Origin of the sequence: Bacillus sp. ES1-5 (assembly GCF_022487605.1) — a bacterium.
Lineage (GTDB): Bacteria > Bacillota > Bacilli > Bacillales > Bacillaceae_G > Bacillus_A > Bacillus_A wiedmannii.
This window is the reverse complement of sequence record NZ_JAKVPU010000013.1, coordinates 95,866-119,289: the sequence shown is the minus strand read 5'-3', so window position 1 is coordinate 119,289 and position 23,424 is coordinate 95,866. Positions and strand designations below refer to the sequence as shown.

Sequence of the window (23,424 nt, the reverse complement as noted above, 5' to 3'; positions counted from 1 at the left end):
GAAAGCTGGTTCAGATGGAATTCGTGAAAAAGATGGTCAAAAACTTAAATTAACGTATTATGGTGCAAGCTCAGCAAAAGAAGGTGATTTATTTATTCCGATAGCAAAAGAGAACTATAAAGAATTAGGTGTGGAGTTCAACCCTGAATTTATGGATTTTAATACGATGCTGTCAAAAGTGAAAAAAGGCGATTATGATTTAGCTTCTGTTGCAACACCAATTACAACAGATCCAAGTGAAACTGTAAGTGGTTACTCCTCGGAAGGTGATGATAATACCCTAGGTTATAAAAACGAAAAAGTAGATGAATTAATTAAAAAAGGAATTGAAACTGTAGATATTGAGAAACGTAAACCAATTTACAAAGAACTGTACAAAGAACTAAGTGATGATCCGCCAGTAATTTTATTAAATTATCGTAGAATCATCACAGCTTACAATGGAAACATTAAAGGAATTGATCCTGAGAAGTATGACAGTATTAGTTCGAACTCGCCAGTATTATCTATTGAAAAATAACGAGAAGAATGTATAAGTAGAAGACATTTTTTCATTCGGCTAGTAATATGCTGATTCGAAAAAATGTTCTTCTATTTTAAGCATAAGATTGGAGAGAAAAAGGGTGAAAACGTATATCGTTCGTAGGTTGTTACAAATGATTCCTACACTTTTGGGAACGTCAGTTGTTATTTTTTTCCTGTTCGCACTTCTTCCAGGAGATTATATTGATTCGAATCCTAAGATTACACCGCAAAGGGCGGCAGAGCTTCGGGAATTGTATGGATTAAATAAGCCAATTGTTGAGCGCTATTTTCATTGGTTAGGTAATGCGTTACAAGGGGACTTTGGTTTTTCACTTCAATATCAAGAACCTGTAACATCATTATTAAATAAATTTATTTGGAATTCTTTTAGTGTAGCAATTATTGCATTGTTTTTTATTTGGTTAATTGCACTTATTATCGGTGTATTTTCAGCGACAAAACAACATTCTTTATTCGATAAGCTTGTAACAATTGGTATCTTTGCAGCGATGTCATTTCCTTCATTTTTTATAGGTCTGTTTCTAATTAAGGTGTTCGCAGTTGATCTTAAGTTATTGCCAATAGGTGGAATGATTGATGTTGGTAGTAATTCAACCGGATTCGCTTATGTGATAGAAGTTGCAAAGCATATGGTTTTACCGGTATTTATTTTGACTCTTCTTGGAGTAGGTTCATTAACTCGTTATTTTAGAACGAGTATGTTAGAGGTTGTAAGACAAGATTACATACGGACAGCAAGAGCAAAAGGTTTAAAAGAGAAGACTGTTATTTATAAGCATGCATTAAAAAATGCCATTTTACCGGCTATTACATTGCTTGCGTTTGAGTTACCTGGATTGTTTTCTGGGGCAATTATTATTGAACAAATTTTTAACTGGCCAGGGATTGGTGGTATTCAATTAGAAGCACTAAATTTCCGTGATTATACAGTATTGATGGCATTTACGATGTTTCTTTCTTGTTTAACAATCGTTTCAAATTTTTTCGCAGATATTGTATATGCAGTTGTTGATCCACGAATTCGGTTGAAGTAAGGGGGGAACGAGATGGAAACTGTTACAGCGATTACAGAGAAGAAAGAAAAAAAGAGAAGAAAAAATGAATCATCGCCATGGCGACAAGCTATTAAACGGATAAAGAGAAATAAGATGGCACTCGTAGGATTGTATGCATTAATTTTTATGTTTTTATTTTGTTTTATCGGTCCGTTCTTTTCGCCATATGCATCAGGGAAAATACAAGTTGCGTTAATTAACAAACCACCTAGTTTTTCTCATTGGCTCGGTACAGATCAATTAGGAAGAGATATTTTAACGAGACTTATGCAAGCGGGACGAATTTCATTAACAATTGGCCTAGCTTCAATGGTTTTATCCGTGATACTAGGAGCTGTATTAGGAGCTATTGCAGGTTTTTATCGTGGTATCGTTGATAATATTATTATGCGGCTTGCAGATATTTTAATGTCGATGCCAGGATTACCGTTACTTATTATAATGGGGGCGATTTTATCAGAGTGGAAAGTACCGTCTGATTATCGTCTGTATGTCATTATGATTATTTTAAGTTTAGTAGGTTGGCCAGGGCTTGCACGTCTTGTAAGAGGTCAAATTTTGTCACTCAGGGAGCAAGCGTTTATGCAAGCTGCTGATGTGCTAGGAATAAAAGATTACCGAAAAATTATCTATCACTTAATTCCTAATGTTTTACCGATATTAATTGTTGTATCCACATTAGGCGTTGCAGGTTCTATTTTAGGGGAATCCGCACTAAGTTACTTAGGCCTCGGCGTCGTCCCGCCTACACCATCATGGGGGAGCATGATTAGCGCAGCTAACTCACTAATTGACTTCCAAAAACGTCCGTGGTTGTGGATTCCGCCTGGCTTTGCCATCTTTATAACAGTTGTATCTATTAATTTACTTGGTGATGCACTTCGTGATGCGTTAGATCCAAAGATGAGACGGTAGGTGAGGAAATATGAGTAGAGCGTTAGTAGAACTGAAAGATTTACAAACACACTTTCAGACAGAGGAAGGGACAGTAAAGGCTGTTAATCATGTTAGTTTTGCAGTTCGAGAAGGTGAAACAGTTTGTGTTGTAGGTGAATCAGGGTGCGGGAAGAGTGTAACGGCTTTATCTATTATGGGGCTTATTGCTGAATCGGGCAGTGTAGTAGGTGGCGATATTTTATATGAAGGAAAAAGTCTTTTAGAAATGAAGGAGAAAGAACTTCGTAGTTTAAGAGGCAATGACATTGCGATGATTTTCCAAGAACCGATGACATCGCTAAATCCTGTCTTCACTGTAGGTGAACAAATTGTAGAGACGTTAAGAGAGCATGAATTACTTAGCAAAAATGAAGCGTATAAGAAGGCAATTGAGTTAATTCGTAAAGTTGGTATAGCTCGTGCGGATGAAATCGTCCATTCTTATCCGCACGAACTGAGTGGTGGCATGTTACAACGTATTATGATTGCTGTTGCACTTAGTTGTAATCCGAAGTTACTAATTGCCGATGAGCCAACAACGGCTCTTGATGTTACGATTCAAGCTCAAATATTGGACTTATTAAGACAAGTAAAAGAGGAATTTAAAACATCAATTTTATTAATTACACATGATTTAGGTGTTGTAGCAGAAATGGCTGATTACGTTGTCGTTATGTATGGTGGGAAAGTTATTGAAGAAGCACCAGTACTAGAAATATTCCAAAATCCGAAACACCCGTATACGAAAGGGCTGTTGAAATCAAAACCAGTGATGGGAAAACGAATAGATAAACTATACTCCATTCCAGGGCAAGTTCCTAATTTAGTCGGTTTGGATGAATTTTGCTACTTTAGCGGTCGTTGTGAGCATTGTATGGAAATATGTAAAGAAGAAGCACCGAATCTAAATGTACATGATGAGAATCATAAAGTAGCTTGCTGGTTATATGAGGAGCGTGCGGGACAATGAGTGAACCATTATTAGAAGTAAAAAACTTAAAAACATATTTCCCAATTAAAGGCGGCATATTTAGTAGAACGATTGGACATGTGAAAGCAGTTGATGGAGTAAGTTTTACTATTAATAAAGGCGAAGTGTTCGGTCTCGTTGGTGAATCAGGAAGCGGAAAAACGACGATAGGAAAAACAATTTTACGTCTCGTTCAAAAAACGGAGGGAGAAGTGAAGTTTAAAGGACACGATGTTCATTCTCTATCAAAAGAGGAATTGAGAAAACATCGTCCTAATATGCAGCTTGTGTTTCAAGATCCATTTAGCTCATTAAATCCGAGAATGAGAATTGGAGAAGCACTGGGCGAGCCGATGTTGGCTCACGGACTAGCGACGAAAGAAAATGTTCGTGAAAAAGTGACAGAAGTATTAGAGTTATGTGGCTTAGCCCCATATCATATTGACCGGTATCCTCATGAGTTTTCTGGTGGACAACGTCAGCGTATCGTTATCGCAAGAGCTATGGTATTAAATCCGGAATTTATAGTAGCTGACGAACCTGTGGCAGCACTAGATGTATCTATTCAAGCACAGATCATTAATTTATTTAGTGAGTTACAGGAGAAAAAGGGACTATCTTATTTGTTCATTTCACATGATTTAAGCGTAGTAGAGCACTTATGTACGAAAATTGGAATTATGTATTTAGGAACGATTGTGGAAACAGCGCCGCGTGATGAGTTATTTACGAACCCACTGCATCCGTATACAAAAGCGTTGTTATCAGCTGTGCCAATACCAGATCCAACGGTGAAGCGAGAGCGGATTATACTAGAGGGTGATATTCCAAGTCCAGCAAATCCACCTTCGGGTTGTCGCTTTCATACACGTTGCCCGTTTGCAACAGATATTTGTAAACAAACGGTACCAGAATTCCGTAATGTTGGTGAAGAGCATTTTGTTGCTTGTCATCATGTATAAAAGAAAAGGACCCTTTCAAATTGAAAGAGTCCTTTTTTTATTTACTAGATGAAGTTTGTTTCAATACAAATTTCTCGATTGCGTGAGCAACACCATGCTCATTATTTGTTAATGTTACGACATCACATAGTTTTTTTACATCTTCTTCAGCATTTCCCATTGCAACTGATAAGCCAGCTACTTGTAACATTGGCACATCATTAAAGTTGTCCCCGATCGCAATAGTATCTTCAATTGGTATATTGAAATAAGCAGCCATTTCTTGTAGACCGTTCCCTTTATGACCATGCTTATCCATAATTTCTACATTAGTAGGAGCTGATGCCGTAACTGAAATATCAGTGTCTTCTTGTAACATGCTTAATAGCTGTTCACGATGCGCTGCATTAAATGTCAAAATGAAGAATTTAGATATCTCTAATTCTGGATTATTTACAACATCTTCGATTTTTTGGAAATCAGTAATTAAGTTTGATTTCTTTTGTTTTTCTGTAATTCTTTCAAGTTCTTCAAGTGTAACATCTAGTGCATGCTTGTTTTCTTCGAACGCTTGCATGACTTGATCTTGCCATGTATATGGAGAATAAACTCCTTTATTCGTATATAGCTTATAAGGAAAACCTTCAGATTCTAGTAATTTTGCAAGCTTGTATACTTTATCATTTTGTAAACAACGCGAGTTAATTACTTTTCCATCCGCATAAACAATTGCCCCATTGCTCGCTCCAACTGGAAGAGATAGTTTATATTCTTCCAATAATTTTAAAGCATCCTCTTTTGCACGACCAGAACAAATCATGACTATATGACCAGCCTCTTTTGCAGTTTGGATAGCTTGTAAGTTCTCTTTGGAGATTTCAAGATTAGATGATAGTAGCGTACCATCCATATCTAATGCGATTAATTTCAAAATGACCACCTCTTTGCTTTTATTATACATAGTTATATAGAGGAAACATATAAACTTATCTTGGAAAGATCGTATTTTATCTCGCGTGAACCGTCAGTAAAAATTTGATAGGCGCCATCTTATTACTTTGAATATGCACTTTAATTTGTAATAAAAATAGAGGTAGGTATGAGGGTGTTTCGTTATATGACTGTAATATTACAATAACATTACAAACGTCAACTTAGTAGAAAGTGCATTAAAACAGGGTTTTTAAGGGTGTTTATAAAAAAGGTAAAAAAAGTGTAATAAAATTTACGTAATTATATTGCAACGTAACAATAGTTATGTTACATTAATGTTACAAACGTTACGTTAATAACTTTAATGTAACGCTAACATAAAAACTATGAAATAAACATTTCTTAGAAATTACATATAGATAACTTATTAAAAAGGAGGATACATAAAATGAAAGAGCAAGTATTACAAGTAACAAAAGGTGACTTCGTAGGATCAGCAAGTGGAGCAGTAGTATTAACAGCGTTAATCGTATTTCTATCAAGCGTATTAGTATAATAGAAGTTTTGTAACAAAAGAAAATAGAAGGGAGAATGAAAGATATGAAAGAGCAAGTATTACAAGTAACAAAAGGTGATTTCGTAGGATCGGCAAGTGGAGCAGTAGTGTTAACGGCATTAATCGTATTTCTATCAAGCGTATTAGTATAATAGAAGTTTTGTAACAAAAGAAAAAAGAGAGGAGAATGAAAGATATGAAAGAGCAAGTATTACAAGTAACAAAAGGTGACTTCGTAGGATCAGCAAGTGGGGCGGTAGTATTAACGGCATTAATCGTATTTCTATCAAGCGTATTAGTATAATAGAAGTTTTGTAACAAAAGAAAATAGAAGGGAGAATGAAAGATATGAAAGAGCAAGTATTACAAGTAACAAAAGGTGATTTCGTAGGATCGGCAAGTGGAGCAGTAGTGTTAACGGCATTAATCGTATTTCTATCAAGCGTATTAGTATAATAGAAGTTTTAAATCATACAAAATGAAAGGAGAATGAGGAATATGAACAGCGAACAAGTGTTACAAGTAACAAAAACAGATTTATTAGGATCATTAGGTGGAGCGGTAGTATTAACATCATTTATTTTATTCCTTGCAAATGTATTAGTATGAGACATATAAATACAATCATTCAAAAAAAATAAAGACTCTAGCATATTAGTAAGTAGTTAATATGTTGGGGTCTTTTTTGTTTTCCTCTCCTATATACCTTCAAGTATTAATATTCCCTTCTTCATGTAAAGAGAAAAAAGTCGAATTTTATATGTAAGAAAAAAAGAGGAATTTGACAGAAAAGATAGAAAATTTTAAAGGTCAGAATTTGTTAGCTTGCTAACTAATTTCTATTAATTGATGTTGGAAGCGTTTTCGGTTGGCTTTAAGTATGGACCATTTAATCTATTTACAGGGGGATGAGAATTTTATGAAACAAAAATCTATGGATACGCTAGCTGCACAAATGGAGGACTTTTTTCCGGTACGTGATGTAGATCATTTGGAATTTTATGTAGGAAATGCAAAGCAATCAAGTTATTACCTTGCGAGAGCATTCGGTTTCAAAATTGTGGCTTACTCTGGATTAGAAACTGGTAACCGTGAAAAGGTATCTTATGTTCTTGTGCAAAAAAATATGCGTTTTGTTGTGTCTGGAGCTTTAAGTAGCGATAATCGTATCGCAGAATTTGTAAAGACACATGGTGATGGTGTAAAAGATGTTGCTTTACTTGTTGACGATGTTGACAAAGCATACTCGGAAGCTGTGAAACGTGGTGCCGTTGCGATTGCTCCACCTGTGGAATTAACAGACGAGAACGGTACATTGAAAAAAGCAGTTATTGGTACGTATGGTGATACAATTCACACGCTTGTAGAGCGTAAAAATTATAAAGGAACATTTATGCCAGGATTCCAACAGGTGGAGTTTAATATTCCATTTGAAGAGTCAGGTTTAATTGCTGTAGACCACGTAGTTGGTAATGTTGAGAAAATGGAAGAATGGGTTAGCTATTATGAGAATGTTATGGGCTTTAAACAAATGATTCATTTTGATGATGACGATATTAGTACAGAGTATTCAGCATTAATGTCGAAAGTTATGACAAATGGAAGTCGTATTAAGTTCCCTATTAACGAGCCAGCAGATGGAAAGAGAAAATCGCAAATTCAAGAATATCTAGAATTCTATAATGGAGCAGGTGTACAACATCTTGCTTTATTAACAAGCGATATCGTTAAAACAGTGGAAGCGCTTCGCGAAAATGGCGTGGAGTTTTTAGATACACCTGATACTTATTATGACGAGTTAAGTGCGCGAGTTGGGAAAATTGATGAAGAAATTGATAGGTTAAAAGAATTAAAGATTTTAGTAGATCGCGATGAGGAAGGATACTTACTACAAATCTTTACGAAACCAATTGTAGATCGCCCAACTTTATTTATTGAAATTATTCAACGTAAAGGTTCTCGCGGATTTGGAGAAGGGAACTTTAAAGCATTATTTGAATCAATTGAAAGAGAACAGGAACGTCGCGGAAATTTATAAGATTTGTATCCACCAGCAAAAGTCTCTTTGCTGGTGGAAATTTCATTTTTATAGGGAGGAATCATGATGAAATTTGTTACATTTCGTCTTCCTTCGAAAGAAATGCGAGCTGGATGGCTTGAAGGTGACAAAGTAATTGATATGAATCTTGCTAGTGATGGAAAATTACCTTCTTCTATGTTCGCCTTTTTAGAGAAAGCGGATGAGTATGTAGAAGTATTGCGTAATATGGAGAATCCGGAAAAGGGTATATATTCCTTAGAGGAAGTGCAATTAGCGGCGGCAATTCCTAATCCGAGTAGTATTCGGGATTTTTACGCGTTTGAACAGCATGTAAAAACAGCCCGCGGCCGGAGAGGGCTAGAGGTTGTACCTGAATGGTACGATATCCCGGTTTTTTATTTTACGAACCATCGTGCTGTAATTGGTCCGGATGATTTTGTAATTGGTCCGAAGAAATCTAAAAAGCTTGATTATGAGTTAGAGATCGCTTGCGTAATTGGGAAAGAAGGAAGAAATATTTCTCGTGAACAAGCAGAGGAATACATTTTTGGTTATTGTATTATGAACGACTGGAGTGCAAGGGACTTACAAGCAACAGAAATGAAGGTAGGACTTGGTCCAGCAAAAGGAAAAGATTTTGCAACTTCATTAGGAGCGCACCTTGTTACGAAAGAGGAATTGGATGTTTATCGTAACGGTGACCGTTATGAGTTAGAGATGACTGCTCATGTAAATGGAAAGCTATTATCAAAGGGGAACTTCCAAGATATTTACTATACATTTGCTGAAATGATTGAACGTGCTTCGGAAGACGTTACGTTATATCCAGGCGATGTAATTGGTTCTGGGACAGTAGGAACAGGTTGTGTTTTAGAACTGGGTACGGAAGAGTGGCTGCAAGATGGGGATGTTGTAGAACTTACAATTACTGGTTTAGGTACGTTACGTAATACGGTCAAAAAAGAAATGGAAGCAGGTGATGGGCATGTTTTATCGTCACATGGGGGAGCTACCTCATAAACGACATGTACAATTCCGTAAAAAAGATGGGTCGCTTTATCGCGAACAGGTAATGGGAACAAAAGGTTTTTCTGGTACGCAATCTATTTTGTACCATCATTATATGCCAACGGAAGTAGGTCATGCGGCATTATCTCATTCTTGTCAGTTGCAGTATGAAGAAGATGTAGCTCTTGCTCATCGTCACTTTCGCACGAAAGAAAATAAAAAAACTGGTGATGCAGTAAGCGGAAGAAACTTTATGCTTGGGAATGAGGATTTATTAATTGGAGTGGTGACTCCAACAGAAAAAATGGACTATTTCTACCGTAATGGTGATGGCGATGAAATGTTATTTGTTCATTACGGAACAGGGAAAATTGAAACGATGTTTGGAACAATTCACTATAGAAAAGGTGATTATGTAACGATTCCAATTGGAACGATCTATCGTGTTATTCCAGATGAAGGAGAGACTAAGTTTCTTGTTGTAGAGGCAAATAGTCAAATTACAACGCCGCGTCGCTATCGGAATGAATATGGACAATTGTTAGAGCATAGTCCGTTTTGTGAGAGAGATATTCGTGGTCCTGAAAAATTAGAGACATATGATGACAAAGGTGAGTTTGTCGTAATGACAAAGTCGAGGGGATATATGCATAAGCATGTTTTAGGGCACCATCCGCTAGATGTTGTTGGATGGGATGGCTATTTATATCCGTGGGTCTTTAATGTAGAGGACTTTGAACCAATCACAGGTCGTATTCATCAGCCACCTCCAGTACATCAAACGTTCGAAGGTCACAATTTCGTTATTTGTTCTTTCGTACCACGTTTATACGACTATCATCCAGAATCTATTCCGGCACCATATTATCATAGTAACGTGAATAGTGATGAAGTACTGTACTATGTAGAAGGAAACTTTATGAGCCGGAAAGGTGTGGAAGAAGGTTCTATTACACTTCATCCGAGCGGAATTCCTCATGGGCCGCATCCTGGGAAAACAGAGGGAAGTATAGGGAAGAAAGAAACACTTGAACTAGCTGTTATGATAGACACGTTCCGTCCGCTTCGTATTGTAAAGCAAGCACATGAAACAGAAGATGAAAAATATATGTATAGCTGGATTGAAGAAGGTTCACATACTGTGAAATAGGTGAAAAGAGGCATGCTCAATAAGTGAGCATGCCTCTTTTGTGGAATCGACATGTATAATAATACCAAAAAAAATTACGGAAAGATATATAGAAACAACGATAAGGATATTGTATGTTCCGAAAGATTTCTACTTATTTCGACAAAAGTATTGACTGGGGAAAGTGCAATGAGTAAAATAAAAAAGCGAATTAAAAATTTTCAGAAAATTTAAAACTTGGAGGAGCATGCTATGAAGCAAATTTTTCAAAAGAAGCCTATTGCAAAGCTAATGCAAGAGAGTAAGCAAAAGACGTTAGCAAGAACATTGGGTGCATTGGATTTAACTATGCTTGGAATCGGGGCAATTGTTGGAACAGGTATTTTTGTTCTAACGGGCGTGGTAGCAGCAAAACATTCTGGACCAGCTATTATATTATCATTTGCGATAGCCGCTTTAGCCTGTGCCTTTGCTGCATTTTGTTATGCTGAATTCGCTTCTTCAGTTCCTGTCTCAGGCAGTGTGTATACGTACACATATGCGACGATGGGAGAGGTATTCGCATTTTTAATTGGATGGGACTTAATGCTTGAGTATTTACTCGCTACATCTGCTGTAGCAAACGGTTGGTCCGCTTATTTTCAATCTTTATTAAAGGGATTTGGGATCCATATTCCTACCATTCTCTCCTCGGCCCCTGGTACAGGAAAGGGTGGAATAATTGATTTGCCTGCGGTTCTAATTATTTTAGTGATGACAGTTCTTTTATCTAGAGGTGTTCGTGAAAGTGCACGAATAAATAACATTATGGTGTTTATTAAATTAGCGGTTGTTCTCATATTTATCTTTGCTGGTTTTAATTATGTAAAACCTGAAAATTGGACACCTTTTATGCCGTTTGGCTTAGATGGTGTCATGGCTGGAGCTGCTACAGTGTTCTTTGCATTCATAGGGTTTGATGCAGTTTCAACGGCAGCAGAAGAAGTGAAACGTCCACAACGTGATTTACCAATTGGCATTATTGCATCTTTATTAATTTGTACAGTTCTTTATATTGTTGTTTCACTTATTTTGACAGGAATTGTTCCATACGGACAGTTAAATATATCAGATCCAGTTGCTTTTGCACTTCAATTTATTGGACAAGATAGTTTAGCGGGAGTAATTTCAGTAGGAGCAATTACAGGAATCACAACAGTAATGTTAGTTATGATGTATGGGCAAGTACGTGTTTCGTATGCAATGAGTAGAGATGGATTATTGCCGAAGCGCCTTGCTAAAGTCCATCCAAAATTTAAAACACCATTTTTAAATACATGGACAACAGGAATTATTGCAGCACTTATTTCAGGATTAATAGATTTAAATGTGTTAGCGCATCTTGTAAATATGGGGACTTTATCAGCCTTTGCACTTGTAGCTGTTGCTGTTATTGTAATGAGAAGAACTCACCCTGATTTACCAAGAGCATTTAAGGCACCGCTTGTACCATTTTTACCAGCATTAACGGTGATTTTTTGTTTATATTTAATGCTTCAGTTATCCGGTACTGCTTGGATTAGTTTTGGGGTATGGATGGTTATCGGTATTGCGGTTTACTTCTTATATAGCCGAAAACATAGTGCTTTAAATAATAGTAAAGACGAAGAAGATGCAGCAAATTTATAAGTTGAAAAATCCATTCTAATTCTGTTAGGATGGATTTTTTATTCTGAAAATTTACATTTTTCTGATTGTGTATATAATATAATTGTTGGGGAACTGAGGGGGGGAATGTATGAAAAATACGTGGCGTGAGTTAAGGGAGATGGACCGAAACATATGGATTCGGTTTATTGGCGAAACGTTAAATGGAATTGCAATGATGATGTTGATGCCTTTTTTTGCCCTATATTTAAAAGATAAGGTGGATTCGTTATTGGAAGTAGGGGTTATTATGGCACTTTCTCCGATTGCCGCAAGTTTCGGTTCTCTTCTTGGTGGGAGGATTGCTGATATATATGGAAGAAAGCCAATAATGATTTTTTCAATGGTGAGTAATGCTTTGTTCATGCTAGGTTTTTTATTTATAGAAGGATTTATTCCTTATGCTATTTTATCTATTTTTTTAGGGCTCAGTAATTCATTATTCCATCCCGCTGCATCAGCAATGGTTGCGGATGTAACGGCACCTGAAAAAAGAACAGAAGCATATGGTTTATTACGAATGGGGCACAATATAGGTGCTGCAATTGGCCCGATAATGGGTGCTTCAGTAGTTATGTTGTCAAAGAACCTTGTGTTTATTATTGCCTCGTCTACGATGTTATTTTATGCATTACTTGTATTCATTCTTATTCAAGAGACAATGCCAAAGAGTGCGAATAAAGAAGAGAATAAAGAAAAGGAATCAGGGGCGGTTTGGAAAATTGTAATGAGAGATAAGGCACTAATGATTTATTTGTTAGCAGGTATCATTATTTCGATGGGATTTTCTCAAACAGAAGGCATGTTGCCGCTGCACTTTGATAATGAAATGAAAGGCATTTTTGGAACTAACAATCCATATCCATATTTAATGGCTTTAAATGGACTATTAGTTGTGTTGTTCCAATTTCAAATTTCAAAATGGGCCACAGATAAACCTGTCGGAAAGACGATGTTATATGGTGCATGTTTGTTCGGAGTTGGTTTGTTCTTTATAGGATGGTTACCGAAGTGGTTTGGAGAATTTGATGCAAATGCTACGATTATTTTAATAACGTTGCTGTTCGTTTATGCCATATATACGTTAGGTGAGATGATTATGTCGCCTGTACAGATGACGTTTGTAGCGAATTTGGCCCCTGAGCACTTGAGAGGGACTTATATGGGAGCTGCCAGTTTGCAGTGGATTACAGGAGGCGCATTTGGTCCACTTCTTGGCGGTTTTTTATTGGATCGATTACTTGGCCACTTTCTATTTACAATTTTAGCTGTAGGATGTGTAGTTGCAGGTATTGTATATGTTTCTTTAGATCGTCTCGTTGAGCAAAGGCAAAAAGGCACACTGACCAAACAATCTTCTTAATGAGTAGATGACATACACAAAAAGGGGATTTCTACATATTTTAGGTACATAACTAGATTGGATTGCAATTTTATCCCGCTATTTGTGGGCAGTAAGACTTCCACCTCAAAATTCGGCGGGAGATAACTGCCCGATTGGTGCGGGCTGATAATTAGTGGGGATGGCCCCTCGTTAATTAAAGTTTCACTGTATTTTAGAATTTAATTTTGTATATTTATGAAGAAAGTTAAGTAGAAAAAGTATAGAAAACCAATAAGTGGTGTCATTTAATTATTTGTGGAAGTTACATTTTATTTCAAATAGGAACTACCTATTTTTATAAAAAGTGCTAAAATAGAAAAATGAAAACAATTGGTTAGGGTGATTTCAGTGACAAAAATTAAATTAGGTTTATTATATGGTGGAAAATCAGCTGAGCATCAAGTTTCGCTACAAACGGCTCTTGCTGCTATTAAAGCATTAAATCAAGATAAATTCGAGATTCATCCAATTTATATTACAGAACAAGGTCAATGGGTGCGCGGTGAGCGTATTGAAGGTGAAGTAACAGATGTTGAAGTTCTAAAAATGAGCGACGCAGAAAATGCGATTTCTCCGTTATCATTAAGCACAGAAATCATTCCATCTGCAGCTTCTGAGGAAAATGCTATCGACGTTATTTTCCCATTATTACATGGACCAAATGGTGAAGATGGAACGGTTCAAGGATTATTAGAATTAATGAACATTCCTTATGTAGGAAATGGTGTTCTAGCATCTGCTGCTGGTATGGATAAAGTTGTTATGAAAAACATCTTCGCAGAAGCTGGATTGAAACAAGCGAAGTATGCATCGTTTATTCGTAGTGCATGGGAAAAAGATTGTGAAACAGCATATGAAAAAGTAGAAGAAGTTTTAGGATATCCTTGCTTCGTAAAACCAGCAAACCTTGGTTCAAGTGTTGGTATTAATAAGTGTAAAAATCGTGAAGAGCTTGAGAATGCATTTGAAGAGGCATTCCAATTTGACCGTAAAATTATTGTAGAAGAAAATATCGTTGGACGTGAAGTAGAAGTTGGTGTACTAGGTAATGATGAACCGAAATGTTCAGTTGTAGGTGAAATCGTACCGAAAAAGGACTTCTATGATTATAAGTCGAAATATATCGATGGTGATACAGCGTTAATTATTCCAGCTGAAATGACAGAAGAAGAGTCTAATGTCATTAAGCGAGATGCGATTATTGCATTCCAATCGTTAGATAGTGCTGGCTTAACAAGAGCTGATTTCTTCTTAACGAAAGATGGAGAAGTATATATTAACGAAGTGAATACGATGCCAGGGTTTACGCCGTTTAGTATGTTCCCTCTACTATGGCAACATACTGGATTACCGTATCCGGAATTAATTGAAGAGCTAATTCGTTTAGCGATTGAGCGTCACGAAGAAAAACAAAAAATTAAATATACAATCTAACAAAAAAGGAGGAAGCACTATTCGCAGGAATAGTGCTTCCTCTATGTAAGGAGTGTTCTCATGATAAATCGAACGTTAAAACAAGTAGAACAGATGGTAAATGGTACGGGATTAGCAGAGCAATATGAGGGAATTACTATACAAGGAGTGTCTATTGATACGAGAAAAATCGAAAAAGGCAACCTATATGTTCCGATTCAAGGTGAACGTTTCGATGGACACGCTTTTGTAGATAAAGCCGTTGAAAATGGAGCTGTGGCGACATTATGGATGAAAGATGTAGCAAATCCACCTGAGAATCTTCCCGTTATTTTTGTAGAAGACACGCTATCGGCATTACAAATGTTAGCGAAAAACTATCGCGATCAATTGGATGTGAAAGTTATTGGTGTGACAGGGAGTAATGGTAAAACATCTACAAAAGATATTGTAACAAGTCTTCTTTCGACTAAATTCAAAGTTCAAAAAACAGAAGGAAACTTCAATAACCATATTGGGTTACCTCTTACTATTTTAAACTTAGAAGAAAATACAGAAGTAGCTGTATTAGAGATGGGTATGTCGAGCCGAGGAGAAATTGAATTCTTATCTAAGTTAGCACGTCCAAATGCAGCTATCATTACGAACATCGGTGAGGCACATTTAATGGATTTAGGCTCTCGTGAAGCAATTGCTGAAGCGAAATTAGAAATTGTGACAGGATTACAAGAAGGTGGAGTATTCGTATATAACGGAGATGAGCCATTATTAACAAATCGTGTTCCTGAAATGAATTTAATAGCTGAAACAGTTACATTTGGTGATGCTAGAGCAAATGATTATTATCCAACTACTGTAGCATTACAGGCGACTGGGACACATTTTAAAATGAATAGAGATGAAAATATTTCATTCTACTTACCAGTATTGGGGAAACATAATGTGTATAATACGCTTGCTTCAATGGCAATTGCGAAACATTTTGGTGTAACATGGGAAGAAATGAAACAAGGTTTAGTAACACTTCAAATGACGGGCATGCGTATGGAAATTGTAAAAACGGATAGTGGATTAACAATTATTAATGATGCTTATAATGCAAGTCCGACAGCTATGGAAGCAGCATTCCACTTAATGAACGGTTTAGATGGATTTGCTAAGAAGATCGTTGTACTCGGTGATATGTTAGAGCTTGGAAATCAAGAAGTACAGTTTCATTATGAAGTCGGTAAATTAATCGATCCAGCAAAAATTGCATATGTGTTCACGTATGGTAAATTAGGGGCTCAAATTGCTGAAGGAGCGAAAATTAATTTCCCTATTGAGCGTGTAAAAGCGTATGATAATAAAGAAGAGCTAGTAAAAGAGTTACAAGCAGTAGTTGATGTGAAAGATGTTGTATTAATAAAAGCATCTCGCGGCATGAAATTGGAAGAAGTAATTACGATGTTGAAATAATTGGTGTATATAAATAGGGATGATAGATGCGAAAATAGAAGAAACTTATAATAAGCGCTTACAGTAAATATAAAAAAATAAAAGTGAAGAAAAAAACTCTGAATATGAAAATAAGGTAACAGTTGGGTTTGCTTTTTGCACATACAAAACTTATAATTGATAAAGTGTAATAACGTTTAGAAGTATTTTCGCGAAGAATATACGCCCGTTTATATACGTGAGCATTCAGGAAAAGGGCTTTTCCGCAAATTCGGAAAACGCCTTTTTTTAAATGATAAGTATAGGATAGAAAAGGAGAAGTAACATTGACAACATTTCGAGAATTAGGATTAAGTGAGTCTTTACTACAATCTGTTGAAAGTATGGGCTTTGAAGAGGCTACGCCGATTCAAGCTGAAACAATTCCACATGCATTGCAAGGTAAGGATATTATTGGGCAAGCGCAAACAGGTACAGGGAAAACAGCAGCATTCGGATTACCACTATTAGATAAAGTGGATACAAATAAAGAAGCAGTTCAAGGTATTGTTATCGCGCCAACGCGTGAATTAGCAATTCAAGTTGGAGAAGAGCTGTACAAAATTGGTAAACATAAACGCGTTCGTATTTTACCAATCTATGGTGGTCAAGATATTAACCGCCAAATTCGTGCTCTAAAAAAACACCCACACATTATTGTTGGTACGCCGGGTCGTATTTTAGATCATATTAACCGTAAAACACTTCGCTTACAAAACGTAGAGACAGTTGTTCTTGACGAAGCGGATGAAATGTTAAACATGGGCTTCATTGAAGATATTGAAGCGATTTTAACAGATGTGCCAGATACACATCAAACATTATTATTCTCAGCGACAATGCCAGATCCAATCCGTCGTATTGCTGAGCGTTTCATGACTGAGCCTCAACACATTAAAGTAAAAGCAAAAGAAGTAACAATGCCAAACATTCAGCAGTTCTATTTAGAAGTGCAAGAAAAGAAAAAGTTTGACGTGTTAACACGCTTATTAGATATTCAATCTCCAGAGCTTGCAATCGTATTCGGTCGTACAAAGCGTCGTGTTGATGAATTATCAGAAGCATTAAACTTACGTGGTTATGCAGCAGAAGGTATTCACGGTGACTTAACACAAGCGAAGCGTATGTCTGTATTACGTAAATTTAAAGAAGGTGCTATTGAAGTTCTTGTTGCAACAGACGTTGCTGCACGTGGTCTTGATATTTCAGGCGTAACACATGTATATAACTTCGATATCCCACAAGATCCAGAATCATACGTTCACCGTATCGGTCGTACTGGCCGTGCAGGTAAAAAAGGTATTGCAATGTTATTTGTAACACCACGTGAATCAGGACAATTAAAAAATATCGAGCGCACTACAAAACGTAAAGTTGATCGTATGGAAGCACCGACACTTGACGAGGCATTAGAAGGTCAACAACGTTTAATCGCTGAAAAACTTCAAAGCACAATTGAAAATGATAATTTATCATACTACAAGCGTATTGCAGAAGAAATGTTAGAAGAGAATGATTCTGTAACAGTAGTAGCTGCTGCTTTAAAAATGATGACAAAAGAGCCAGATACAACTCCAATCGCTTTAACGTCAGAACCACCAGTTGTTTCAAGAGGTGGCGGTTCTAAAAAACGCGGCGGTAACGGAGGCGGATACCGTGATGGTAACCGTAATCGTAGTCGTGACGGACGCGGCGGTGGCGATGGTCGTAACCGTGATCGCAATCGTGATGGTGGTAGCCGTGGTGGCGATGGCCGTAACCGTGATCGCAATCGTGATGGTGGTAGCCGTGGTCGTAAAGGTGAAGGTCAAGGTCGCCCTGGATCTTCAAATGGACGTGGCGAAAGAAAACATCATAGCCGTCCACAAGCTTAATAAAAAAAGAGAATGCCCTTTGTTGGCATTCTCTTTTTTTATTTCTGTAATTGTACATACTACATAATAACTTGTGTAGAAAAGAGGTGTTACATGCTTGTAAGACTTGGGTATGTTGCGATGAGTGTACATTTAAAGAATGCATCTCCATCTCAAACGATGACATATGCGCAGTTTCAACGAATTGATGATCGGGAGGCTGCAATTCGTAAACTCGAAAGAATTGCTAATTCGAATTTAGAAAATTGTTTACGGTTATTAAAGCATAATAAAGGGCATGATATATCTTTCTTTCGGCTTAGTTCCAAACTTGTTCCTTTGGCGAATCATGAGGAGTTGTTAGAGTGGAACTATATTCGCCCCTTGAAAGAAAATTTAAAAGTGCTAGGTGATTACGCTATTCGAATGAATATGCGTATTGATTTTCATCCAGATCATTTTGTTGTGCTGAATTCACCTGAGAAGAATATTTTTAAACAATCTGTAAAGACATTGCAGATGCATAAAAAATTATTAAAAGGTATGGGAATTGCACATAAGCAACGATGCGTATTACATGTGGGTGGAGGTTATAACGATAAGGAACTCGCATTAGAACGATTTATAGAAAATTGGTCAAGTGTTCCAAGAAGTATCCAAGAGATGATCATATTAGAAAATGATGATACGACTTTTTCTTTAGAAGAAACATTGTATTTAGGTGAAAAATTAGATGTTCCAGTCGTGTTTGATTTGCATCACCATATGATGAATAATGATCGAGAAGATTGGCATGAAGATTGGGCGCGTGTTGTACATACGTGGGAATCGTCTTTGTTACCAGTGAAAATGCACATTTCTAGTCCTAGAGAGGGAAAAGACCCGAGAGCACATGCGGACTTTATTAATGTAGATACTTTTTTATCTTTTTTAAAAAAGATAAAGGGAAGTGTTTCGCAAATTGATTGTATGATTGAGGCGAAGAAGAAGGATGAGTCTTTATTTCAATTAATGAGAGATTTAAGTAAACAAACAGATGTAGAAATTGTCGATGGTGCGAGCTTTTATATTAAATAAGCTCTGCACCATCGGATTTTTTTGTTAATAAAGGGGTGCAAATACCGCCAATGATTAATCCTGTTAAATGGCTTATAGGGTTAGCAGAGGGATTGAAGAAAGTGAATAGTAGTAATATACATATCATGATTGAAAAAATAGCGATGTCTCTTGGATTGGGAGAACGATATCGACTATACAATAGAAATAATTGTGCACCTAGCAATCCGAAAATACCACCAGATGCCCCGGCATGAATATATTCAAGAGGCATAATGAGATAAGAAGAAATATTTCCAAGAATACCAGAAAGGAAAAAAATAATGATGAAAGAAAAGTGTCCTAGTTGTTTTTCAATAGAAGAGCCAAGCACAAATAAACAAATACTATTAGAAAGGAAATGTTGTAAGTCTACATGTACAAGTAAGGAAGTTATGAGACGCCACCATTCTCCTTTAGCGATATATTCATTGTAGGATGCCATAGGAAAAAGAAGGAAGTCGCTTGACATAATCATGACTAATTGTATGAGAAGTAAAGCGATGACGATTGGTTGTAAGGAAATGCGGGCAGAAGGTATTAGCATGTTGTGAGTATCACTCCTTTTGCATCAGAAAGATTCTCTGTTATTCTTACAATATGAAAAAAGAAAGCTAAATAGAAGAAGGGGATTTTGAAATGATTGTAGGGATTGGAATCGATATTATTGAATTGAATCGAATTGAAAAAATGCTAGATGGAAAACTTAAATTTATGGAGCGTATTTTAACTGAAAGTGAACGTAATGTTGCTAAGGAGCTGAAGGGAAGTCGCCTTACAGAGTTTGTAGCTGGAAGATTTGCAGCGAAAGAGGCGTATTCAAAAGCGGTAGGAACTGGTATTGGAAAAGAAGTAAGTTTTTTAGATATTGAAGTAAGGAATGATGATAGAGGTAAGCCGATTCTCGTTACAAGTACAGAGCATATTGTTCATTTATCAATTAGTCATAGTAAGGAATTTGCTGTTGCTCAAGTTGTTTTAGAAAGCTCGTCACGCTAGTCTGCATATTTTATATCTTTGTCTCATATATTTGATGTAGCGATAAGGAAGGTACATCTTCCATTCATTTATAGGGGCAAAGGGGCTGAAGTGATGAAAAGGCGTCTGTTTTTAGTTCTTGTCGGTTTATTAACCGTTTTTGTGTTGGCGGGTTGTATGGAAAAGAAACAAGATGATGTTGTGAGAGATTTAGAGGCGAAAGTAAAAGGGATGAAAAGTTATCAAGCTGAAGCAAAATTATCTATTAAAACAGGGAATGAGCCTCAGGAGTACAAGGTAGAAATATGGCATAAGGAACCTTCTTTTTATCGTGTGAATTTGCAGAATGCGAAAAAAGATCAAAGCCAAATTATTTTAAGAAATGAAGAAGGGGTATTTGTATTAACGCCAGCACTTAATAAGAGTTTCCGTTTCCAAAGTGATTGGCCGCAAAATAGTAGCCAGGCTTACTTATATGAATCCCTTGTGAGAGATATTTTACAGGATAAGAAAAACCTTACTTTTGAAAAAACAGATAAGTATTATATTTTTAAAACAAAAACAAACTATCAACATCAAAACATGTTGCCGAAACAAGAGATTACATTGAAGAAAAGTGATTTAACACCAGTTTCGGTGAAGTTAATGGATAATGATCAAAATGTTCTTGTGAAAGTAGATTTCTCAAAAGTGAAATTTGATGCGAAATTTGATAAAGGTGCATTTGATACGAAACAAAATATGTCTAGGGCGCAAGTAGATGTTCAAACAGCAGCGAAAGAAGACAAACCATTTGCTATTTTGTATCCGCGTGATACGCCGCAAGGTATGGTTTTGAAAGATGAAAAAGAGTTGAAGACAGACAGTGGCAAGCGTGCGATACTCACATACACTGGAAGTAAGAAATCCTTTACTTTGATACAAGAAAAGGCAAAAGTTGCAGAGGCTTCGTCAGCGATAAGTGTGAGCGGAGAATTGGTTGATCTTGGCTTTACAATTGGGGCATTGACGAAAGATTCTTTAACGTGGTCGCATAACGGAGTAGAATATATGCTCGTGTCTAAAGGTTTAGAGCCGAAGGAGCTATTAATGGTTGCTCGTTCAGTTACAGAGAAGCAAGTGAAGTAAACTTCTTAGACGTGGTGATATATGTGCACCACGTCTTTTCTTAGTTTGAAGGGTGGATTTCATAAAAGAAGCATATAAAAGAATAAGCTTCGCATATCGTGTATAAGGAAGTGTATTTATGGAAGAAGCACCATTTTACCGTGACACTTGGGTGGAAGTGGATTTAGATGCGATCTATAACAATATTACACACATTAAAGATTTCATTCCAAGTGATGTAGAGATTTTTGCTGTAGTCAAAGCGAATGCATATGGACACGATTATGTACCGGTAGCTAAAACGGCATTAGAAGCAGGGGCGACAAGGTTAGCGGTTGCTTTTTTAGATGAAGCTCTAGTGCTTCGAAGGGCTGGTATTACTGTGCCGATTTTAGTGTTAGGTCCTTCCCCGCCTCGTGATGTCAATGTAGCTGCTGAAAATGATGTAGCGTTAACTGTTTTTCAAAAAGAATGGGTGGATGAAGCGATCAAACTTTGGGATGGTTCATCTACAATGAAATACCATATTAATTTCGATAGTGGTATGGGAAGAATTGGAATACGCGAACGAAAAGAATTAAAAGGATTTTTAAAGAGTTTAGAAGGTGCGCCATTTTTAGAATTAGAAGGAGTTTATACACATTTTGCAACAGCGGATGAGGTGGAGACTTCTTACTTTGATAAGCAATATAACACATTTTTGCAGCAGTTAAGTTGGTTGAAAGAGTTCGGAGTGGATCCTAAATTTGTCCATACAGCTAATAGTGCTGCAACGCTACGTTTTCAAGGGATTACATTTAATGCAGTACGAATTGGCATTGCGATGTATGGGTTATCCCCGTCTGTAGAAATACGCCCTTTTTTACCGTTTAAATTAGAACCAGCGCTATCACTGCATACGAAAGTTGCTCATATTAAACAGGTGATTAAAGGGGATGGGATTAGTTATAACGTCACTTACCGAACGAAGACGGAGGAATGGATTGCAACTGTTGCGATTGGATATGCAGATGGATGGCTTAGAAGATTACAAGGGTTCGAAGTGCTTATAAATGGTAAAAGGGTACCGATTGTAGGTCGAGTAACAATGGATCAATTCATGATACACCTTCCTTGTGAAGTACCGCTTGGTACGAAAGTTACACTCATTGGAAAACAAGGTGATGAGTATATTAGTGCTACTGAGGTTGCTGAATATTCTGGGACTATTAATTATGAAATTATTGCAACGATAAGCTTCCGTGTGCCGAGAATATTCATACGGCACGGCAAGGTTGTAGAAGTAATCAATTATTTGAACAATATATAGAAGGTAGTATGATTTGCTTCTTGTCATTTGAGAGGACTGTTCATTGGTTAAGAATAAGCTCATTTTTGATGAGAAGCTTTTTACTTATCATTACTTTTAACATAATTTAAAGTGAATTTTGCTGGGAAACTCTTTCGTTTCTTGTTTGTAATAAGATAAAAATAAAAGAATATGAATGTTTTGTTTGTGAATTGGAAAACATAAGCAAGGAATAAGGAAGTCTTTGCAACAGGCCCCATACAATGGTATTATTACAATAGGTGTCATATATATATTTGGGTGTGTAGTTGACGGTGGAGGTGTATTTTTGTGTCCGAATCAAGTGTAACTACTGAAATCGTGGTTCGGTTGCCAAAGCAAATGGTAACGGAATTGGACGGAATTGGAAAACAAGAGAATAAGAATCGCCATGAACTAATTTGCCAGGCAACACAACTGTTATTGCGTCAACATAAGACGAAGAAACGCTACCAACATGAATCAATGCGACGTGGGTACATTGAAATGGGAAAAATTAATCTTGGTATTGCATCGGAAGCTTTCTTAGCAGAGTATGAAGCAGCTCATACAGTAGAACGCTTAGTTAGCGGGGGGTAATATTTTGATTGTAAAACGCGGCGACGTGTATTTTGCAGACCTTTCCCCAGTTGTTGGTTCTGAGCAAGGAGGCGTTCGTCCGGTTCTTGTCATTCAAAATGACATCGGAAATCGTTTTAGTCCAACGGTGATTGTAGCGGCTATTACTGCACAGATTCAAAAAGCTAAATTACCCACTCATGTGGAAATTGATGCGAAAAAGTATGGTTTTGAGAGAGATTCTGTTATTTTACTTGAGCAGATTCGAACAATCGATAAGCAGCGCTTAACGGACAAAATCACTCACTTAGATGAAGTGATGATGATTCGTGTAGATGAAGCGCTACAAATTAGTTTAGGACTAATAGATTTTTAAATCGGCAGTTTAAGTTGCTCTCTTTACAGGGCAACTTTTTTTTATTATAGAGGAGG

The 23,424-nt window shown here is 36.8% G+C and carries 25 protein-coding genes and 1 pseudogene; 24 read left to right on the top strand and 2 right to left on the bottom strand.

Annotation, left to right across the window (positions count from 1 at the left end; all coding sequences use genetic code 11):
- The 5 genes and pseudogenes from MKO96_RS27485 to MKO96_RS27465 all read left to right on the top strand — a co-directional run.
- Positions 1-520: pseudogene (locus MKO96_RS27485) on the top strand (ABC transporter substrate-binding protein); the annotation flags it as partial.
- Between the two features lie 103 nt (positions 521-623).
- Entirely contained in the window at positions 624-1,580 is a 957-nt protein-coding gene (locus MKO96_RS27480) for an ABC transporter permease (RefSeq protein WP_046960200.1), read from the top strand.
- Between the two features lie 12 nt (positions 1,581-1,592).
- The gene (gene opp4C, locus MKO96_RS27475; RefSeq protein ID WP_240589205.1) at positions 1,593-2,516 is read left to right on the top strand and encodes an oligopeptide ABC transporter permease; all 924 of its coding nucleotides are present in this window, start codon (positions 1,593-1,595) and stop codon (positions 2,514-2,516) included.
- Positions 2,517-2,526: 10 nt separating this feature from the next.
- Entirely contained in the window at positions 2,527-3,507 is a 981-nt protein-coding gene (locus MKO96_RS27470) for an ABC transporter ATP-binding protein (RefSeq protein WP_240589204.1), read from the top strand.
- On the top strand, positions 3,504-4,469 hold the full coding sequence (locus tag MKO96_RS27465) for an ABC transporter ATP-binding protein (protein WP_001294493.1): 966 nt from the start codon (positions 3,504-3,506) through the stop codon (positions 4,467-4,469). Before MKO96_RS27470 ends, MKO96_RS27465 begins: the two co-directional genes overlap by 4 nt.
- Before the next feature lie 37 nt (positions 4,470-4,506).
- Here the strand turns inward: MKO96_RS27465 and MKO96_RS27460 are convergent, their stop codons facing one another.
- A complete protein-coding gene (locus MKO96_RS27460) occupies positions 4,507-5,379 on the bottom strand; it encodes a Cof-type HAD-IIB family hydrolase (RefSeq protein WP_240589203.1) in 873 nt (290 codons plus the stop codon).
- A gap of 450 nt (positions 5,380-5,829) precedes the next feature.
- Here MKO96_RS27460 and MKO96_RS27455 point away from each other — a divergent pair, with 450 nt between their 5' ends.
- The 14 genes from MKO96_RS27455 to uvsE all read left to right on the top strand — a co-directional run bounded on the left by MKO96_RS27455 (position 5,830) and on the right by uvsE (position 19,004).
- The gene (locus MKO96_RS27455; RefSeq protein ID WP_000664237.1) at positions 5,830-5,937 is read left to right on the top strand and encodes a DUF3948 family protein; all 108 of its coding nucleotides are present in this window, start codon (positions 5,830-5,832) and stop codon (positions 5,935-5,937) included.
- Positions 5,938-5,972: 35 nt separating this feature from the next.
- Complete coding sequence (locus MKO96_RS27450) at positions 5,973-6,089, top strand: DUF3948 family protein (protein WP_000654250.1); 117 nt, start codon at positions 5,973-5,975, stop codon at positions 6,087-6,089.
- A 35-nt stretch (positions 6,090-6,124) separates the two neighbouring features.
- Entirely contained in the window at positions 6,125-6,241 is a 117-nt protein-coding gene (locus tag MKO96_RS27445; RefSeq protein WP_000654250.1) for a DUF3948 family protein, read from the top strand.
- A 44-nt stretch (positions 6,242-6,285) separates the two neighbouring features.
- A complete protein-coding gene (locus tag MKO96_RS27440) occupies positions 6,286-6,393 on the top strand; it encodes a DUF3948 family protein (RefSeq protein ID WP_000664237.1) in 108 nt (35 codons plus the stop codon).
- 42 nt (positions 6,394-6,435) lie between these two features.
- Positions 6,436-6,546: a DUF3948 family protein gene (locus MKO96_RS27435; protein ID WP_001083700.1), complete on the top strand. Its 111-nt coding sequence runs from the start codon at positions 6,436-6,438 to the stop codon at positions 6,544-6,546.
- Between the two features lie 310 nt (positions 6,547-6,856).
- Entirely contained in the window at positions 6,857-7,975 is a 1,119-nt protein-coding gene (hppD, locus tag MKO96_RS27430; RefSeq protein WP_000810916.1) for a 4-hydroxyphenylpyruvate dioxygenase, read from the top strand.
- 66 nt (positions 7,976-8,041) lie between these two features.
- On the top strand, positions 8,042-8,998 hold the full coding sequence (locus tag MKO96_RS27425; protein WP_000674024.1) for a fumarylacetoacetate hydrolase family protein: 957 nt from the start codon (positions 8,042-8,044) through the stop codon (positions 8,996-8,998).
- Positions 8,964-10,136: a homogentisate 1,2-dioxygenase gene (locus tag MKO96_RS27420; RefSeq protein WP_240589202.1), complete on the top strand. Its 1,173-nt coding sequence runs from the start codon at positions 8,964-8,966 to the stop codon at positions 10,134-10,136. Before MKO96_RS27425 ends, MKO96_RS27420 begins: the two co-directional genes overlap by 35 nt.
- Before the next feature lie 231 nt (positions 10,137-10,367).
- Positions 10,368-11,783, top strand: coding sequence for a branched-chain amino acid transporter BcaP (gene bcaP / locus MKO96_RS27415; RefSeq protein ID WP_000809356.1), 1,416 nt, complete (start codon positions 10,368-10,370; stop codon positions 11,781-11,783).
- Between the two features lie 109 nt (positions 11,784-11,892).
- On the top strand, positions 11,893-13,164 hold the full coding sequence (locus MKO96_RS27410) for an MDR family MFS transporter (protein WP_046956658.1): 1,272 nt from the start codon (positions 11,893-11,895) through the stop codon (positions 13,162-13,164).
- Positions 13,165-13,533: 369 nt separating this feature from the next.
- Positions 13,534-14,619 (top strand): D-alanine--D-alanine ligase, encoded by a 1,086-nt coding sequence (locus MKO96_RS27405; RefSeq protein WP_087979184.1) that lies wholly within the window; start codon positions 13,534-13,536, stop codon positions 14,617-14,619.
- Positions 14,620-14,679: 60 nt separating this feature from the next.
- On the top strand, positions 14,680-16,056 hold the full coding sequence (murF, locus tag MKO96_RS27400) for a UDP-N-acetylmuramoyl-tripeptide--D-alanyl-D-alanine ligase (protein WP_087979185.1): 1,377 nt from the start codon (positions 14,680-14,682) through the stop codon (positions 16,054-16,056).
- Positions 16,057-16,361: 305 nt separating this feature from the next.
- Positions 16,362-17,948 carry a degradosome RNA helicase CshA gene (gene cshA, locus MKO96_RS27395; protein WP_000206596.1) on the top strand — a complete coding sequence of 529 codons (1,587 nt, stop codon included), beginning with the start codon at positions 16,362-16,364 and terminating at the stop codon, positions 17,946-17,948.
- A 93-nt stretch (positions 17,949-18,041) separates the two neighbouring features.
- Entirely contained in the window at positions 18,042-19,004 is a 963-nt protein-coding gene (gene uvsE / locus MKO96_RS27390; protein WP_087979186.1) for a UV DNA damage repair endonuclease UvsE, read from the top strand.
- Here uvsE and MKO96_RS27385 read toward each other — a convergent pair.
- Entirely contained in the window at positions 18,997-19,569 is a 573-nt protein-coding gene (locus MKO96_RS27385; RefSeq protein ID WP_087979187.1) for a rhomboid family intramembrane serine protease, read from the bottom strand. The genes uvsE and MKO96_RS27385 overlap by 8 nt on opposite strands.
- Before the next feature lie 92 nt (positions 19,570-19,661).
- Between MKO96_RS27385 and acpS the strand changes: the two genes are divergently transcribed.
- The 5 genes from acpS (at position 19,662) to ndoA (ending at position 23,368) form a co-directional block, all read left to right on the top strand.
- The gene (gene acpS, locus MKO96_RS27380) at positions 19,662-20,021 is read left to right on the top strand and encodes a holo-ACP synthase (RefSeq protein WP_000635044.1); all 360 of its coding nucleotides are present in this window, start codon (positions 19,662-19,664) and stop codon (positions 20,019-20,021) included.
- Positions 20,022-20,177: 156 nt separating this feature from the next.
- Positions 20,178-21,128, top strand: a complete 951-nt coding sequence (locus MKO96_RS27375) for a LolA family protein (protein WP_140386643.1) — start codon at positions 20,178-20,180, stop codon at positions 21,126-21,128.
- Positions 21,129-21,246: 118 nt separating this feature from the next.
- Positions 21,247-22,416: an alanine racemase gene (gene alr, locus MKO96_RS27370; protein WP_000390587.1), complete on the top strand. Its 1,170-nt coding sequence runs from the start codon at positions 21,247-21,249 to the stop codon at positions 22,414-22,416.
- A gap of 309 nt (positions 22,417-22,725) precedes the next feature.
- Entirely contained in the window at positions 22,726-23,013 is a 288-nt protein-coding gene (locus MKO96_RS27365; RefSeq protein ID WP_000004570.1) for an antitoxin EndoAI, read from the top strand.
- 4 nt (positions 23,014-23,017) lie between these two features.
- Positions 23,018-23,368 carry a type II toxin-antitoxin system endoribonuclease NdoA gene (gene ndoA / locus MKO96_RS27360; protein ID WP_000635963.1) on the top strand — a complete coding sequence of 117 codons (351 nt, stop codon included), beginning with the start codon at positions 23,018-23,020 and terminating at the stop codon, positions 23,366-23,368.
- The last annotated feature ends 56 nt before the right edge of the window (positions 23,369-23,424 follow it).